This is a genomic window from Leptotrichia sp. (genome assembly GCF_057270615.1).
Window position 1 is genome coordinate 1 of the sequence record NZ_DBHIXN010000017.1, and the last position, 17,650, is coordinate 17,650.

Genomic DNA, 17,650 nt, shown 5'->3' on the forward strand with positions numbered 1-17,650 from the left:
AGGAAATAAAAAGAAAGGTAAGTTAATAATAGAGGGGATTGGAGTGTACCCAAAATCTTGGACAAATAAATAGAAAACTAGTTTTCTATTTGTTAAAATATAGTTATATATTTAATAATCTGAACAGAAAAAGCGAAAGTTGCTTATAAATAGAGGTTTAAAGCAAGATGTGGAAAAGAATACAAAACAGTACCATTATTAGAATATAATCCAGATTATATAAATAATATACAAAATATAATTCAAAAACAACAAATGAAAATACCTATAAAATAGAGAAAGGACAAAGCTATGACAATTTATTCAGCAGCAGATATGGGAACATATGAAGAATTTCTAAAATTATTTAAAGAAGGTGATCAAAATAAAATAAGTTCATCAGGAAGAAGTTTACTTTTTATAGCATTATGTAATACAAAATCAAAAGAAAGATATAGAATAGCAAATTTTTTAATAAATAAAGGAGCTGATGTTAAAATAATAACAGAAGATGGAATGAGCATGTTTTTTCCATTATTTTCTCTTGGATGGCAAGATATAATAAAAACAACAATTTTGTGTAAGACATTATTGGAAAAGGGAGCAGATATAACAGTGATACATAAGAAAGAAAAAACGGTTTCATTCAAGGAATTATTTAATATCGGTACTCCTGAAATGGAAATGTTACCACTATATCAGCTAATATTTTCTCAACCAGGACTTCCTCTTTTAGTAAAGGATAAATGGGGATTAACAGTGATTGAATTTGCCAGAAGATCTAATAGACCAATAGCAGTGAAAATGATGGAAGATTATGTAAAAAAATATAATTTGCAAGAAGAAAATTAAAGTACTTAATAATCATTGCTATAAAAGTATATATTAGAATGGGTGTGTAAAAACTTTTGTGTAAATCTCTAAATAATATATGGCAAAGCAACTATATAATATTTAAGAAATTTACTCAATACAAAAAAGAGAAGTGAAATAAATGAAAAAAAAATATGTAGGAAGTTATGGAGTATTAAAAGATGTACCAAATAAATTAAAATATATCTATCTCGAAGATTTGGAAAAATCAAATGAAAATCTCGGAATAACAATATTGAAATGTATAGAAGAAAAAGAAGAATATATAGTAGTGCAATCACTAGGAGGAAAAGCAAAGTTTCGACTAAAAAGAGAAATTTATGAAATAAAAAATAAGCCAAAATTCAATATCGGAGATAAAGTTAGATTGTTTAAATATCCAGTGCTTGAGGCAAATGTAAGTAAAATTTGTTGGCATAATAAAGATAAAAGAATTTATTATTTTCTTAATGTCAAAAATGATAAGAGAAAAAGTACAAGCAGATATTACGAGGATGAAAATAAGTTTGAAAAAATATAAGTAAAATAAGGGATAGTCCAGAATTTTGTGTAAACTAATAGAAAATCTAGTAAATTCAGCACTTCGCTATTCTATTTACACAAAAATTATTTACGCACTTTGAAAATACAACAACTCCTTTATTACCTCAATTTAATTCGCCAGCAATACCTTTATTAGAATACAAAACAGTACCATTATTAGAATATAAGCCAGATTATATAAATAATATACAAAATATAATTCAAAAACAACAAATGAAAATACCTATAAAATAATAGGAAGGGGATATCAAAATGTCAGAATGTACAACAATTTGGGAAGCAGTAAGATTTGGAACATTAAAGGATGTTATAGAAATATTCAAAAAAGGAGATGAAAAACTTGGAGAAGCATCAAGAGATAGCATCTTATTTGATGCATTAGCAAATAATGATAGTACTGCACGTTATGAAATTGCTAATTTTTTAATAAATAAAGGGGCAGATGTTAAAATAGTAAGAGAAGACGGGATGAGTTTGTTCTTTCCATTATTTTATCATGGACGACGAGATATAATAAAAATGACAATATTGTGTAAAACATTATTGGAAAAAGGTGCAGATATAACAACAATATATAAGAAAGAGAAAACGGTTTCATTCAAAGGATTATTTAATATCGGCACCCCTGAAATAGAAATGTTACCGTTATACCAACTGATATTTTCTCAACCAGGACTTCCTCTTTTAGTAAAGGATAAATGGGGATTAACAGTGATTGAATTTGCAAGAAGATTTAATAGGCCGATAGCAGTGAAAATGATGGAAGATTATGTAAAGAAATATAACCTAAAAGAAGAAAATTAGAATTTTTAGATAACCGTTGTTGTAAAAGATAGCGATTATGTTTTTATGTTACATAAATTTGGATATTAAAAACAACTTTTTACCCAAAAATCCCAATATTTAAAACTCTAATATAATTAATATATTAGGAAGTGCTTTTAATTGAATGAAGTTGTAAAATATAGAAACGAGATGAATAAAGTAGCATTAAGAAATTTTAAGTCAAAAGAATTGGATTTATTTATTGCTATAGTTAGTAGAATGAGAGATAGAGGAGAAAAAGAAGTTGTATTTTCTTTTGATTATTTAAAAAATTTAATTCAGCATGAAACTTCAAACAGTATGGAAGTATTTTATAAAGAATTAAAATCAATGTATAATAAATTGATAAAATGTGTTTATGGATGGGAAACTGAAGATGAAATTGTTAGATTTGTATTGTTTACAGAATACACAATAGATAAAAAACATAAAACTATCAAGGTAGGAGTAAATAAAAAATATTCTTGGGTTTTAAATGCAATAACAGATGGATTATTTACTCGTTTTGAACTGGAAGAATTTGTTAGATTAAAATCATGCTACACAAAAGAGTTTTATAGAAGAATGAAACAGTTTAGAAGTACAGGCTTTTGGAGTGTTAATTTAGATGAGTTTAAAAGATTAATGGATATTCCTGTAAATTATAGAATGTGCGATATTGATACAAAAGTTTTAAAGCCTATTAAAGAAAAATATGGATTAAAAATTCAGAAGACATATAACACAAAAGGCAGAGGCCGTCCTGCGGTATCAGGATTCATTTTTACATTTTTGAAAGAAGAACTGCAGAGCAGAAAAGAAAACAAGGAAGAGAAAAAAGAAGCAAAAAAACCATCCGACTTTTTCATTCACCGAAAAATCAGAATGATGGATCAAATAACTGGAATGTTTAATACCTTGACAATAAAATCAATAAATGAACAAAAGAATGGAATGGTAGTTGTTAAAATTCAGAATGTTGATGATTTTTACGAATAAGATTTTGCTTTTAACAACATGGAACATTTTGAGAACTGGTTCAGGAAATATGTGATATAAAGAGTTCAAAAATGTCAAATACTTGCATTTATTTAGATTACAATTTTTATTACTTTGGTACTTTTTAATACGAAAAGTTAATACTAAAAAAGGCTATTTCATAAAATTAACTTTATAAAATAGCCTCAGTATCAACTATTATAAATATTTTTTCTATGCCCTACTTCTAATGCTAACACTACTAAATTTTCATCTTGAATATTTACAATAACTCTGTAATTTCCTATTCTGTATCTCCATTGTCCTTTTCTATTTGCTTTCAACATTTTTCCTTTACTGCGTGGATCTTTTGCAATATTTTCTAAATAAATTTTTATTCTCTTTTTTACAAATTCATCTAGTTTGCTAAAATCTTTTGCGAAATGTGGAGTTGGGATTATTTTATATTTTACAGTTCTTCCCATTTTAAAACTTCTCCTCCATTTTTCAAATAGCTTTCATATTCTGATAATCTTAAATCTGCTATTTTGGCATCATATTCATCTTCCAGTGAGTCAAACACTTTTGATTTTATTAACTCTGACAATGTAACACCTTCAAATTGTGCCATACTTTGCAAAAATTTTTTTTCCATATCAGACACTTTTAAACTTATAGAAGCCATAATACTCACTCCTTATATTTTATTTTTTTGATAATACCATTATACTACTTTTTGAATTTTTGTCAATAATTTTTTACCTCAGATAGAGTAAAAAATATAGGGGCTGTCATTAAATACTACAACAAATCTTGGGTGTGTAAAAATTTTTGTGTAAACCTCTAAATAATATATGGTAAAATAACTATATAATATTTGGAGGTTTTTTATTATGGCTAAAAAGAAATCTGTCTGTTAAAATATAGTTATAGAAATATTTAATAATCTGAACATAAGAAGTGGAATCTGTTTATAAATAGAGGTTTAAAACAAGGTGTAGAATGAATACAAAACAGTACCATTATTAGAATATAAGCCAGATTATATAAATAATATACAAAATATAATTCAAAAACAACAAATGAAAATACCTATAAAATAATAGGAAGGGGATATCAAAATGTCAGAATGTACAACAATTTGGGAAGCAGTAAGATTTGGAACATTAAAGGATGTTATAGAAATATTCAAAAAAGGAGATGAAAAACTTGGAGAAGCATCAAGAGATAGCATCTTATTTGATGCATTAGCAAATAATGATAGTACTGCACGTTATGAAATTGCTAATTTTTTAATAAATAAAGGGGCAGATGTTAAAATAGTAAGAGAAGACGGGATGAGTTTGTTCTTTCCATTATTTTATCATGGACGACGAGATATAATAAAAATGACAATATTGTGTAAAACATTATTGGAAAAAGGTGCAGATATAACAACAATATATAAGAAAGAGAAAACGGTTTCATTCAAAGGATTATTTAATATCGGCACCCCTGAAATAGAAATGTTACCGTTATACCAACTGATATTTTCTCAACCAGGACTTCCTCTTTTAGTAAAGGATAAATGGGGATTAACAGTGATTGAATTTGCAAGAAGGTTTAATAGGCCGATAGCAGTGAAAATGATGGAAGATTATGTAAAAAAATATAATCTAAAAGAAGACAGTTAGAATTTTTAGATAACCGTTGTTGTATAATTGGAATTTACACAATAGTTGTTGCACAATAATTCATTTTATTATATAATATAAAAAGAATAACAAATAGATAGGAGAAAAAAAGAAAAAATGTCAAATAATGATAACAAAAGAGTAAGAGTTAGAATAGCACCATCTCCAACTGGAGATCCACATGTGGGAACTGCCTACATTGGACTTTTTAATTATGTGTTTGCAAAACATAATGGTGGAGATTTTTTATTGAGAATTGAAGATACGGATAGAACTAGATTTTCTGAAGATTCGGAACAACAAATTTTTGATGCGATGAAATGGCTTGGACTTAATTATGATGAAGGTCCAGATGTTGGTGGGGACAGAGGCCCTTACAGACAGTCTGAAAGATTTGAAATATATAAAGAATATGCTGAAAAATTGGTGGAAAAAGGTGAGGCATATTACTGTTTTTGTACACCTGAAAGATTGCAAAAATTGAGAGAAAGACAAACTGCGATGAAACAAGCACCTGGATATGACGGTCATTGTAGAAACCTTTCTAAAGAAGAAGTTGAAGCTAAATTGGCTGCAGGAGAACCTTATACAATTAGATTGAAAATGCCTTATGAAGGGGAAACAATTGTAAATGATGGTTTAAGAGGAGAAATTAGATTTGAGAATAGTAAAATTGATGATCAAGTATTGTTAAAATCTGATGGATTCCCTACTTATCATTTGGCAAATATCGTGGATGATCATTTGATGGGAATTACACATGTTATTAGAGCTGAAGAATGGATTTCGTCTACGCCTAAACATATTCAATTGTACAAAGCGTTTGGTTGGGATGAGCCAAAATGGTATCATATGCCACTTTTGAGAAATGCAGATAAAACTAAAATTTCTAAGAGAAAAAATCCAGTTTCATTGAACTATTACCAAGAAGAAGGTTATTTGAAGGAAGGAATTTTAAATTTCTTGGCTTTAATGGGATGGAGCTTTGGAGAAAATAAAGAAATTTTTACAATTGAAGAAATGATTGAAAATTTTTCGTTTGATAAAATCTCGCTTGGAGGACCTGTATTTGATTTGGTTAAATTAGGTTGGGTAAATAATCATCATATGAGATTGAAAGATTTAGATGAATTGACTAAATTAGCGATTCCATATTTTGTGAAAGCTGGATATTACGCTGACGAAAACTTATCTGATGAAGAATTTTCTAAATTAAGAAGAATTGTAGAAATTTCAAGAGAAGGAGCTCATACTTTGAAAGAATTGCCTGAAATTTCATCAATTTACTTTGAAGATGAGTTTGAATTGCCAGTTGTTGAAGAAGGAATGAACAAAAAAGCAAGAAAATCTGTTGAAAGATTGAGAAATTCATTGGAAACAGAAGTTGGTAAAAAATCTATCGAATTATTTGTAGAAAAAATTAATGCTTTAAATGAAGAAATCTCTGAAGAAGAAGCAAAAGAAATTTTACACGGATTGCAAGATGAACTAGGTGAAGGACCAGCAGCAGTATTAATGCCACTTAGAGCAGTTGTTACTGGAAAAGCTAGAGGAGCTGACTTGTATACTGTAATTGCAATTATTGGAAAAGAGAGAACTTTGAAGAGAGTTCAAAATACTTTGGAAAAAATAAAATAAGTTTTTGGAAAATTATTAAAATTAGAAAAATTTAGAATATTAAAAAAGGAATTTGAGATATTGGTCTTGGATTTCTTTTTTTATTTCAGAACAATGGAAAAAATCATGTTTTATTTGGAATTTTACTTTTTATGCGGTATACTTATGTTGAATCGATTTTAAAAATTATTTATGAGGAGTGATAAAATGAAAAAATTCGTATTATTTATAATGATGTTATTTTCAGTGACTGTTTTTGCAGAAACTGTTAATACAAAAGTTACAAATAAAATCAATTTTGGGATTTCTCCAAAAGAATTGCAAAATATTATAAAAAGTGAGCCATTATCAAATTCGCATGATAATGGAAATTATGCTGTTTATTATTTTGTAAATGTGGAAGATCCATTGGGTGTAAAAAGAGAGTTAAATAGTTTTGCTTTTTCTGATAATCAGTTGTTTTCGGCAGTTTTTGATTCGGCTACGACGGATGAAGAACATGCAAAAATAATTGAGGATTACAAGAAAAATGCGAGTAAAGTTTTGAAGGAAAAATTGAATGTGAAAGAGCGAAAAGGAGGATTATTGTTGTATAATTCAAAAAAATTGATAGAAATATATAGAATTATGGATCATACTTTTATAACATCTGATCTTTATAATTCTGAAAAATTGGCTGAAATTTTGAGTGATTATGAATAAGTTTTGTTTTTAGAGTTTTATAAAAGAAAAAAGCTGTATTTGAATTAATTTTCATTTACAGCTTTTTATTTAAATTAAATTTCCAAAAATTCTCTCTCAAACTCCTCCTCCGTAAGCACCCGAACTCCCAGTTTTTCAGCCTTTTCTAGCTTACTTCCAGCTTTTTCTCCAGCAATTAGAAAATTCAGATTTTTTGAAACTGCTGATAGATAATTTCCGCCTTTAGAAAGGATGATGTCTTTTATGTCGTTTCGTTTGTATTTTTGGAGTTTTCCAGTTGCAAGGAAATTTTTGCCTTTTATTGGGTTGTCGGCTATTTCTTTTAAATCGGATTCATTAATGGCGAATTGTAAGCCGATGTTTTGTAAATCTGTGATGATTTTCCAGCTGTTTTCATTGTTTAAAAAGGTATTTACAGCGATTGCTACTTTATCGCCGATTCCTTTTACAGATAGTAAATTTTCAATTGACTGATTTTTTAGATTTTCAATATTTTTGAAATTTTTTGTCAAAAGGTTTGCATTAAATTTTCCAACAAAAGGAATTCCAAGTGCATAAAGGACTTTTGAAAAATCACGATTTTTGCTGGCTTCAATATTATTTATTAAGTTATCTACACTTTTTTGACCCATTTTTTCAAGGTTTTCCAATTCTTCACGGTATTCCTTTAGCGAATAGATATCAACTATTGTTTTTATTTTTCCTAATTCAATAAATTTCTCAACAATTTTATCGCCAAGTCCAGAAATATTCATTGCATCACGAGAAACAAAGTAGGCAATTTGGCGTTTGACTTTTTCTGGACAAAGTGGATTAAGGCATTTTAGGGCGACAAGTCCCTCCTCATGTGCAAGTTCGCTGTTGCAGACAGGACAGTTTGCTGGTTCCTGGATTTCAATTTCTTCTCCAGTTCTGTCATCAAATACAACATTTACCACTTGCGGAATAATTTCAGCCGCTTTTTCTACAATAACATTATCACCAATTTTTATATCTTTTCTGCGAATTTCATCAAAATTATGCAAACTAGCCCTTTTTACAACAGAACCTGACAAGTTCACAGCCTCCAGTTCAGCAACAGGTGTAATTACCCCAGTCCGCCCAACTTGAAAAGTTACATCCATTAATTTTGTTTTTACTTGTTCAGCAGGAAATTTGTAGGCGATTGCCCATCGTGGGCTTTTAGTTGTATAGCCAAGTATTTCATATAGTGAAAAATTATTTACTTTTATAACAAGCCCATCTGTTTCATAATCAAGTTTTTTTCGTTCATCATGCCATTTATCAATAGCCTCTTCCAATTTTTTAAAATCAGTATATTTTTCAAATATTTTTGTTGTCTTAAATCCAAGTTTTTCAATGTATTCAATACTTTCCAGATGTGTTTTAATCCCATAATTTTCAGCATTTACCAAATAATAAAGGTAGCAGTCAAGCCCACGTTCTGCAACTATAGTCTTATCCAGCTGTCTTATTGTTCCTGAAGCTGCATTTCTTGGATTTGCAAAAACATCTTCCCCTTCATCTTCACGTTCCTGATTTATTCGATTAAAACTGGAAATTGGCAAAATAATTTCTCCACGTACTTCAAGCGTAACATTTTCTTTCAACTTTTTAGGAATAGTTGGAATTTCCCTGATATTTTCAGTAACATCTTCCCCAACTTGTCCATCTCCACGAGTCACAGCCTGAACAAGTTCACCATTTTCATAAATCAAGCTTATGCTAAGCCCATCTAATTTTAGTTCTAAGATATATTCTAATTCTTTAGAATTATTTTCAATATTTTCAGCCAAAATAATCTTTTTAACCCTTTTATCAAAATCCTCAATTTCAGAAATATTATAAGTGTTCGATAAACTAAGCATAGGCACTCTATGCCGCACTTTTGAAAATTTCTCGCTCGCAGTTCCTCCAATCTTTTCAGTAGGCGAATTTTCCCCATTTTCATTATTTTCCATTAATTCTGGATATTTTTGCTCAAGCTGTTTTAATTCACGTATTAAAAAATCATATTCCATATCGGAAATAAGAGGCTTATCCTCATTATAATAAAGATTATTGTGGTATTCGATTTCACTTCTTAATTTTGTATATTTTCCTTGAATTTCGGAAAAATTATTATTTTTTTTATTTTCTATATTTTGATTTTCATTGTTTTCTTCTTGATTAAATAAATTCACGATTGCTCCTTTTGTTTAAAATTGTTTTGTAAATTATATCATTTTTTTTATGATAATAAAAGTTTTTGGGAGTAAATAAATTGGAGTATGAATTTAAAAATATTGATAAATTTTAAAATGAATAGATATAAAAATTTTAAATATTATAGAAGAAGTTGCTGAAGTGAGAAAGAAAATTATTGATAACTAAAAAAATTTTTAAAAGCTATTGACATACGTATAAAAAACACGTATAATAATAATGTGAGGAGGAATAATGTCAAGAACTAAACCTTACAGAAGTGTTGTTAAAGTTCTAAAAAAGAATGGATGGGAGTCGGATCATACGACTGGTTCGCATGAAATTTATATAAAAAATGGAAAGATATGTCCTTTAAAATGTACAAAAAAGGATATTCCTTCTGAAACTTTAACAAATATAGAGCGTATTACAGGGCTTAAATTTTAGCCTTGTAATATTTTTAGGAGGGTATCTTTATGAAAAGTAGATTATTATATCCGTGTATTGTAAAAAAGGAAGATGGGATTTTTTATGCCAATTTTTTAGATTTTGAGGGATGTTTTACTGATGGTGAAACTCTTGAAGAAGTTGTGATAAATGCAAAAGATGTTTTATCGGGAACATTATTTACGATGGCAAAACATAATATTCCGTTTCCAAGTTCTGAAAATAAAAAAATTGATTTAAAGGATGGTGAATTTTTAATATATATTGATGTTTGGATTTCTCCAATTTTAGAAAAGGCAAAAAATCAATCTATTAAAAAAACATTGACAATTCCTAAATGGTTAAATGATGAAGCTGAAAAACATTCATTGAATTTTTCTAATATATTGCAAGCAGCATTAAAAGAAACACTAGGATTATAAAATTCAAAAGAGAAAAATGTTCAAAAATAAATTATTCAGAATTATATTGAATTTTTGGGCATTTTTTTTATTTTAAAATTATCTTTTTTATACTGTTATATTTCCTCAAAATATGGTATGATATAGGCAGCAAAAATTGAAAAAATAAAAGGAGGAAATTGAAAAGAATAAAATAATGGAAATAGTTAATAATGAAAATATGACAAATATAGATACAGCCAGAAAAATTGATATTTTAGGGATGGATTTGGAAAGTTTGCAGGAAAGATTTATTGAAATTGGTCTTAAAAAGTTTAATGCGGCACAAGTTTTTGATTGGCTGCACAATAAAATGGTGTTTGATTTTGATGAGTTTTCTAATATTTCTAAAAAGGACAGAGAGATTTTGAAAGAGAAATTTTATGTGGCAAAGCTTGAGTTTAAGACACATCAAGTTTCCGAAGATGGGAATACCGAAAAATTTTTGTTTGAGCTGAAAGATAAAAGGCTGATAGAAAGTGTGCTTATTTCACATAAAAATCGAAATACACTTTGTGTTTCTTCACAAATAGGATGTCTTATTGGATGTGATTTTTGTGCAACAGCTACAATGACTTATGAAAGAAATTTATCAATTTCTGAAATTTTATTGCAATATTATTATGTTCAAAAACATCTTATAAAACGTGGAGAAAAATTAGGAAATGTGGTTTATATGGGAATGGGAGAGCCATTTTTAAATTATGATGCGGTACTTGGTTCAATTAACATGTTAAATTCTCCTAAAGGACAAAATTTTTCAAAGAGGAATTTTACGATTTCTACAAGTGGAATTGTAAACGGGATAAAAAGATTTACGGAAAACGAAAATCAAATAAATTTGGCGATTTCATTACATTCGGTAAGGGATGATGTGAGAAGTGAGATTATGCCAATTAATAAAAGATGGGGAGTGAAGCAATTAAAGGAGGCACTTTTAGATTATCAAAAGAAAACTAAGAATCGGATTACATTTGAGTATATATTGATTGATGACTTGAACTGTGAGCCTGAAGATGCGAGAGAATTAGCTGGATTTTTAAATTCGTTCTCATGTCTTGTTAATTTGATTCCGTATAATCCTGTTGGCGGAAAGCCGTATAAAACTCCATCAAAACAAAAACAAAGGGAATTTTATAAATTATTGAAAGATAAAAATGTTAATGTAACATTGCGTGAAACTAAGGGGCAAGACATTGCAGCGGCTTGTGGACAGCTAAAGGCAAAGAAGCAGATGGATTTTACAAATAAATAAAAAATATAAATAAATTATAACAGTTACGAAAAGAGGTTGTGATGAAAAAGAATAGTAAGAAAGAAAAAGTGAAAAAACCTAGAAAAAAAATTACTTTATTTTCGTTTTTTTCTAAAGTTTTTTTATTCCTGTTTGTGATTGGAATTGGAGTTGGAGCATATTTGGTGTACACGGTAAGTAAGGAAACACCTGTTGATTTGATAGATGGGTATGCACCTGTATCGCCTTCGGTAATTTATGACATAAATGGAAATCAAATTGATACAATAATGGTTCAAAACCGTTCGCCAATAGGAATAGGAGAAATTCCTAAACATGTTCAAGATGCATTCTTGGCAATAGAGGATAGAAAGTTTAGAACCCATCATGGATTTGACTTTACAAGAACGGCAAGAGCGGCATTTTTGACACTTACGGGAAGACGACGTGAAGGTGGAAGTACAATTACGCAGCAGCTTGCAAAAAATGCTTTTTTGTCGCCTGAACAAACGATGACAAGAAAAATTAAGGAAGCAATTTTGGCTATCGAAATTGAAAGAAAATATACAAAAGATGAGATTTTGGAAAATTATTTGAATACAATTTATTTTGGTCAAGGGGCCTATGGAATAAGAAATGCGGCAATAAAGTATTTTAATAAACAGCCTAAGCAATTAACTATTGCACAGGCAGCTATTTTAGCTAGTCTTCCAAAGTCACCAACAAAATATTCAAAAATAGAAAATGCAATAGAAAGACAAAGACTTGTGCTTCATCAAATGAGAGCTTTTGGCTTTATAACAGATGAAGAATACAATAAGGCGATTAATGAAAAAATCAAGTTTGTAAATGGAAATATAAAAAGCCGTAATGAAGAAGAACAAATTTCAACTTCAAATGTTGCACCTGAATTTACAACAGTTGTATTAAGTGAAGTTAGAAAAATATTGAAAATCCCTGAAGAAGATCAAAAGTTTTTATTTGATGGATATAAAATTTATGCAACAGTTGATTTAGATTTACAAAGAGCAGCTTATACAGCATTTAATAATAACTATAACTTGAAAAGCCGTGCAAATTTAAATGGTGCTTTATTTTCGATTGATCCAAGTAATGGATTTGTAAAAGCAATGGTTGGAGGAAAAAATTATAAAAAAGGTGACTTTAACCGTGCAATAAGTTCATTAAGACAGCCTGGATCATCATTCAAGCCAGTAGTTTATCTTGCTGCATTGCAGAAAAATATGGCAATGAACAGCGTTATGGAAGATTCACCAATAAAAATTGGAAATTGGAGTCCAAAGAATTATGATGGAGTTTATAGAGATGGAATGACACTTGATAAAGCATTAGAGATTTCAAATAACATAATACCAGTAAAATTATTGCAATATGTAGGAATTAATTCAGCTGAAAAAGTATGGCGAAATGCTGGAATTGTCGGTGGAGATTTTCCTAAAAACTATACGTTAGCACTTGGGTCAATTTCAACAAGACCAGTAGATATGGCAATGTTTTATGCGGCACTTGCAAATGGAGGTTATCAAGTGCAGCCTCAGTATATTTACAAGATTGAAAATAAATTTGGTGAAGTCGTTTATGAAGCTAAGCCTAAAATGAAAAAAGTTTATGATTCTAAGGATGTTGCAATATTAACTTATATGCTTGAAAATGCTGTAAATTATGGGACTGGTCAGCCAGCCAAAGTATTTAAAGATGGAAAATTAATACCAATGGCAGGAAAAACAGGAACAACTTCAGATTATGTATCAGCATGGTTTACAGGATATACGCCAACTCTTGCAACAGTAGTTTATGTTGGAAATGATAATAATAAATCAATGGGACCTGGAATGACAGGAGGAGCGGCAGCTGCACCAATTTGGAAAAATTATATGCAGGCAGTAGTAGATTTGCCGAATTATAATGTTGGAGTCTTTGAGTTTATAGATGACTATATTACAAGAAAAGACTTGACAACAAGAGATATTGATCTTCAAATTGGATTACTTGATAAGGATGGCGTAAACAAACGAACAGCCTTATTTAAGGCAGGAACAGAGCCAGTTGAATACGAAGGAAAATATAGAAATGGAGTTACTTTTTAAAAGTTTAAAATATAATTAACTCATTAAAAATTAAACTGCTAAAAATCATATAAATTTAGGTTTTGAGCAGCAGTTATAGCTTTTAAATAAGCTTTACTAGATAAATTAAAAAAATCAAAATTTTATACTATTACCCATTAAAACAATGGAGTTTTTATAATTCTGTTTTTTAAGTAAAGCATGTATAATAAAAAATATGATTTCAAATACAAATTGATGTATAAGAGATCATATTTTTTTATAGGAATTTATAAATTTTATACTACTTCCTGTTTAAAAAGCGAATATCTATTTTAATTATTTTAAAGTAATATCAGGTTTAATCTACTAAAAGATTTAAAATATATTCGTTATTTAAATAGGGTTTAGTATTAACTATGACATAAACAGTAATTTAACTATAAATAATATTCCTAAAATAATCATTACCCATGAAATAGGTCTTCTGTCTTCTTTTTTTGAAAATAAATTATAAAATAAATTTATTAATACGTAAGATAAAATCCCTAATGTTAATCCATCTCCAATGCTGTAAGTCAAAGCCATTGTTGTAATTGTAATAAATGATGGTACACCTTCTAAGACATCGTGTAAATCTATATTTTTAATTGAACTTAGCATTAAATAACCAACATAAATCAGAGCTGGAGCTGTGGCACATCCTGGAATAGAGATAAATATTGGTGAGAAAAACATTGATATTAAAAACAATACTCCTGTTGTAATGGCTGTCCATCCAGTTCTTCCACCTGCAATAACTCCTGTTGAACTTTCAACGTAAGTTGTAACTGTTGAAACTCCAAGTACGGCACCAGTAGTAGTTGCAATTGCATCAGCCATAAGAGCACGTCCTACATTTGGAACATTTCCATTTTCGTCTAGCATATTTGCTTTTGAGCAGACCCCAACTAATGTACCTACAGTATCAAAAAAGTCTACAAACAGGAATGTACAGATTATGACAAATAAATTTCCAAACATTTTAAAATTTGTAAATAATGAAAAATCTAATTTTCCCATAACTGGAGTCATAGATTCATATTTAAAAATTCCAGATGGTAAGTAAATTCCAAGTTCTTTTGCATGTGCAGGATTTAAAAAGGCATATCCCCAAGCTAGTAAAGAGCTTAGAACAATTCCATAAAGAATCGATCCACGTATATTTTTTTTATCTAAAATAGCTATTAAAATTAGTCCAATGAATGAAATAATAACAGCTGGAGAAAAATGACCCATACTTACTTTTGTTGATTCATTTAAAACGACAAGCCCACTTCCTGAAAAACCTACAAATGCAATAAATACTCCAATTCCACCAGTAACAGCATGTTTCATATTTTCTGGAATAGAATTTACTACGGCTTCACGTACTTTAAAAAGTGTTAAAAAGATAAATATAATACCTTCACAAAATACGGCAGTTAAGGCAGTTTGCCAACTAATTCCACCTTTTAATACAACTGTAAAGGCAAAGAATGCATTTAATCCCATACCTGAAGCAAGAGCAAAAGGTAAATTTGCAATAAATCCCATAAGAAAACATCCAAGTGCAGCTGAAAAGCAAGTAGCTGTAACTAATGCTCCTGCATCCATTCCTGTCTTTGATAAAATGTTTGGATTTACGGCAATTATGTATGCCATTGTAAGGAAAGTTGTAATTCCTGCCATAATTTCCTTTTTCATATTGACATTTTCATTTGCCAGAAGCGGGAAAATTCGTTTTAATCCGCTTGTTTTTTGAATATTAGCTGTATTCATTTTGATTAATCAACTCCATTTCTATTTTTTATTTTATTTATTTTAATATTTTATTCATCTTCATTTTCTTTATTTTTTATTTTTTCTTCTTCCAATTTTTCCTTGTCAAATGTCATAACTACTTTTTCAATTTTTTTATTTCGGACTCGTTGTGGCTTGAATATTACTCCATTAATTGTAATTGGTTCAATATCTTCATTATCTTCTGGAATATATCCAAGATTCTCAATTAGAATACCGCTTAAAGTATCGTAATATTTGGATTCAAGCTCAAAGTGAAAGTTATCATTTAGATCATTTAATGAAACTTCACCACTAATTAAATATTTATTTTTTGAAATTTGATGGATTGATAAGTCCTCATCGTCAAATTCATCATCAATATTTCCCATAACTTCCTCGATTAAGTCTTCAAGTGTTACAATTCCTGAAAATCCTCCATATTCATCAATTAATATAGCAATATGTTTTTTTTCAAGCTGCATTTCATTGAAAAGTCCATTTACATTTTTTGTTTCAGGAACAAAATACGCTTCTTGAACTAAGTCAGATATTTTTATATTGTCAAATCCTTTTTTATAGGCTTCTATCATTAAATCTTTGGCCATTAGAATTCCAATAATATTATCTGCTTCATTTTCATAAACTGGAATACGTGAATATTTTTCAATTTCCTTGTTTTCAAAAAGTTCATGAATTGAGATATTTTTGTCAATTAAAAATACTTTTGTTCTTGGAATCATTATTTCACGTGCAATTTTTTCATCAAATTCAATAATATTTTCAATCATTTCCTGTTCAGTTTCATTAATAACTCCGTGTTCTTTTCCAACTTCTACAAGTGAACGCAGTTCCTCTTTTGAAACTTTTTCTTCAATATTATCTTCTCTCATTCTCAAAATTGTAAGTACCAAATTTGTAGAAAATGTTAAAAATTTTACAAATGGAGAAAATATTTTTGAAATAAAAACAATAACTCCAACTGATGATAAAGCAATATTTTCTGAGTTTCTAAGTGCAATTCTTTTTGGAATCAGCTCACCAAAAACAAGTGTAATATATGATAGTATAAAAGTTATCAAAATCATTGAAATATGACTGCTATATGGAATTTTTAAAGGTTTTAAGGCTTCTGAAAGAAATTGAGACAAACCAGTTGCTGCTGATGCTGATGCAAAAAAACTTGCCAAAGTTATTCCAACTTGAATAGTGGAAAGAAATTTGCTTGGTTCTTGCAATAGATTGTCTAGTAAAATTGCCTTTTTATTGCCATCTTCAATCAATATTTTTAATTTATTTTTATTTAACGAAACTATTGCCATTTCTGCACCAGAAAAAAAAGCATTAATTCCTGTTAAAATTATTATTATTACAATTTGTAATAATAAACTGCCCTCAGACATTTTATTTTTCCTCCTATTTTTTTTAAAATCTTACTAAGTATAGTAAAACTAATTTAAAACCGAACTCAAAAGCTATGATTATTTTACTCAAAGCCTAAATTTATATTATTTTTAATAATTCAATTTTAAATGGGTTTGGGTATATTATAACATATTTTTAAAAAATTTAAAAATTGATTTTGGATTTAGGACAAAGTAAATTGTACAAGGGCATTTAAAAATACATACTAATAAAAATTAAACTCTTGAAATTTTTACTCTGTCTACTTTTTTTTATAAAATTTGACTTATTAAAATTTAATGGTATACTATAAATATGAAAGTCAGATTTATTAATTTGATAGAAAATTATAAATTATAAATAATAAAAAATTAGGAAAAGAAGAAAGGATGATCAGAAATGAAAAAAATCTTATTATGTTGTGCTGCGGGAATGTCTACCAGTTTATTAGTAAATAAAATGAGAGCAGAAGCTGAAAAAAGAGGAATTGAAGTTAAGATTTGGGCAGAACCGCTTGATAAAGCAAAAGCAGAATTTCAAAAAGCCGATGTAGTTTTATTAGGTCCGCAAGTTAAATATGCCTTGCCAGAAGCTAAAAAAATCGCTGAAGAAAATAATATTAATATAGATGTAATTAATATGGTTGATTATGGAATGATGAATGGATCAAAAGTGTTGGATCAAGCATTAAAATTAATTTAATATAACTTTTCCTTTTGGAGTTAATAGATTTATAATAAATTATATTTATAGTAAAACTAATTTAAAAATAGAATCAAAAGCTATAACTATTTTGTTCAAACAGTAAGTTTATATGATTTTTAACAGTTTAATTTTGAATGGGTTCGAGTATATTAATAAAATTTATGATTAAATTAATAAAATATATTTTACAAAATAAATTTT

17 protein-coding genes are annotated in these 17,650 nt (G+C 28.5%); 12 read left to right on the forward strand and 5 right to left on the reverse strand.

Going from position 1 to position 17,650, the window contains the following annotated elements; all coding sequences use genetic code 11:
- Positions 1–291: 291 nt before the first annotated feature.
- The 4 genes from ACO409_RS04710 (at position 292) to ACO409_RS04725 (ending at position 3,198) form a co-directional block, all read left to right on the forward strand.
- Positions 292–831, forward strand: a complete 540-nt coding sequence (locus tag ACO409_RS04710) for an ankyrin repeat domain-containing protein (RefSeq protein WP_485555307.1) — start codon at positions 292–294, stop codon at positions 829–831.
- 142 nt (positions 832–973) lie between these two features.
- Positions 974–1,372, forward strand: coding sequence for a hypothetical protein (locus tag ACO409_RS04715; protein WP_485555309.1), 399 nt, complete (start codon positions 974–976; stop codon positions 1,370–1,372).
- A 275-nt stretch (positions 1,373–1,647) separates the two neighbouring features.
- The gene (locus tag ACO409_RS04720; RefSeq protein WP_485555311.1) at positions 1,648–2,199 is read left to right on the forward strand and encodes an ankyrin repeat domain-containing protein; all 552 of its coding nucleotides are present in this window, start codon (positions 1,648–1,650) and stop codon (positions 2,197–2,199) included.
- Positions 2,200–2,340: 141 nt separating this feature from the next.
- Complete coding sequence (locus ACO409_RS04725; protein WP_485555313.1) at positions 2,341–3,198, forward strand: replication initiation protein; 858 nt, start codon at positions 2,341–2,343, stop codon at positions 3,196–3,198.
- Positions 3,199–3,389: 191 nt separating this feature from the next.
- Here ACO409_RS04725 and ACO409_RS04730 read toward each other — a convergent pair whose 3' ends face one another.
- Positions 3,390–3,662, reverse strand: coding sequence for a type II toxin-antitoxin system RelE family toxin (locus ACO409_RS04730; protein ID WP_485555315.1), 273 nt, complete (start codon positions 3,660–3,662; stop codon positions 3,390–3,392).
- Positions 3,647–3,862, reverse strand: coding sequence for a type II toxin-antitoxin system RelB family antitoxin (gene relB / locus ACO409_RS04735; RefSeq protein WP_006806162.1), 216 nt, complete (start codon positions 3,860–3,862; stop codon positions 3,647–3,649). The genes ACO409_RS04730 and relB overlap by 16 nt, the downstream gene beginning before the upstream one ends.
- A gap of 436 nt (positions 3,863–4,298) precedes the next feature.
- Here relB and ACO409_RS04740 point away from each other — a divergent pair, with 436 nt between their 5' ends.
- The 3 genes from ACO409_RS04740 to ACO409_RS04750 all read left to right on the forward strand — a co-directional run bounded on the left by ACO409_RS04740 (position 4,299) and on the right by ACO409_RS04750 (position 7,169).
- Entirely contained in the window at positions 4,299–4,850 is a 552-nt protein-coding gene (locus ACO409_RS04740) for an ankyrin repeat domain-containing protein (RefSeq protein ID WP_485555317.1), read from the forward strand.
- Between the two features lie 117 nt (positions 4,851–4,967).
- Positions 4,968–6,488: a glutamate--tRNA ligase gene (gltX, locus tag ACO409_RS04745; RefSeq protein WP_211616988.1), complete on the forward strand. Its 1,521-nt coding sequence runs from the start codon at positions 4,968–4,970 to the stop codon at positions 6,486–6,488.
- Positions 6,489–6,674: 186 nt separating this feature from the next.
- Positions 6,675–7,169 (forward strand): hypothetical protein, encoded by a 495-nt coding sequence (locus tag ACO409_RS04750; protein ID WP_485555319.1) that lies wholly within the window; start codon positions 6,675–6,677, stop codon positions 7,167–7,169.
- Positions 7,170–7,243: 74 nt separating this feature from the next.
- Here ACO409_RS04750 and ligA read toward each other — a convergent pair whose 3' ends face one another.
- Complete coding sequence (ligA, locus tag ACO409_RS04755; RefSeq protein ID WP_485555321.1) at positions 7,244–9,352, reverse strand: NAD-dependent DNA ligase LigA; 2,109 nt, start codon at positions 9,350–9,352, stop codon at positions 7,244–7,246.
- Between the two features lie 256 nt (positions 9,353–9,608).
- Between ligA and ACO409_RS04760 the strand changes: the two genes are divergently transcribed.
- From ACO409_RS04760 to ACO409_RS04775, 4 genes are all read left to right on the forward strand, one after another.
- Positions 9,609–9,800 (forward strand): type II toxin-antitoxin system HicA family toxin, encoded by a 192-nt coding sequence (locus tag ACO409_RS04760; RefSeq protein WP_485555323.1) that lies wholly within the window; start codon positions 9,609–9,611, stop codon positions 9,798–9,800.
- A gap of 29 nt (positions 9,801–9,829) precedes the next feature.
- Entirely contained in the window at positions 9,830–10,222 is a 393-nt protein-coding gene (locus tag ACO409_RS04765; RefSeq protein WP_485555325.1) for a type II toxin-antitoxin system HicB family antitoxin, read from the forward strand.
- Between the two features lie 175 nt (positions 10,223–10,397).
- Positions 10,398–11,495: a dual-specificity RNA methyltransferase RlmN gene (rlmN, locus tag ACO409_RS04770; protein WP_485555327.1), complete on the forward strand. Its 1,098-nt coding sequence runs from the start codon at positions 10,398–10,400 to the stop codon at positions 11,493–11,495.
- Positions 11,496–11,536: 41 nt separating this feature from the next.
- On the forward strand, positions 11,537–13,582 hold the full coding sequence (locus ACO409_RS04775; RefSeq protein ID WP_485555329.1) for a transglycosylase domain-containing protein: 2,046 nt from the start codon (positions 11,537–11,539) through the stop codon (positions 13,580–13,582).
- A gap of 375 nt (positions 13,583–13,957) precedes the next feature.
- Here ACO409_RS04775 and ACO409_RS04780 read toward each other — a convergent pair whose 3' ends face one another.
- Together ACO409_RS04780 and ACO409_RS04785 are read right to left on the reverse strand one after the other, a co-directional pair.
- The gene (locus ACO409_RS04780; protein ID WP_485555331.1) at positions 13,958–15,340 is read right to left on the reverse strand and encodes an NCS2 family permease; all 1,383 of its coding nucleotides are present in this window, start codon (positions 15,338–15,340) and stop codon (positions 13,958–13,960) included.
- A gap of 50 nt (positions 15,341–15,390) precedes the next feature.
- The gene (locus ACO409_RS04785; protein ID WP_485555332.1) at positions 15,391–16,743 is read right to left on the reverse strand and encodes a hemolysin family protein; all 1,353 of its coding nucleotides are present in this window, start codon (positions 16,741–16,743) and stop codon (positions 15,391–15,393) included.
- 400 nt (positions 16,744–17,143) lie between these two features.
- Between ACO409_RS04785 and ACO409_RS04790 the strand changes: the two genes are divergently transcribed.
- Positions 17,144–17,446, forward strand: coding sequence for a PTS sugar transporter subunit IIB (locus tag ACO409_RS04790; RefSeq protein WP_485555334.1), 303 nt, complete (start codon positions 17,144–17,146; stop codon positions 17,444–17,446).
- Positions 17,447–17,650 lie beyond the last annotated feature (204 nt).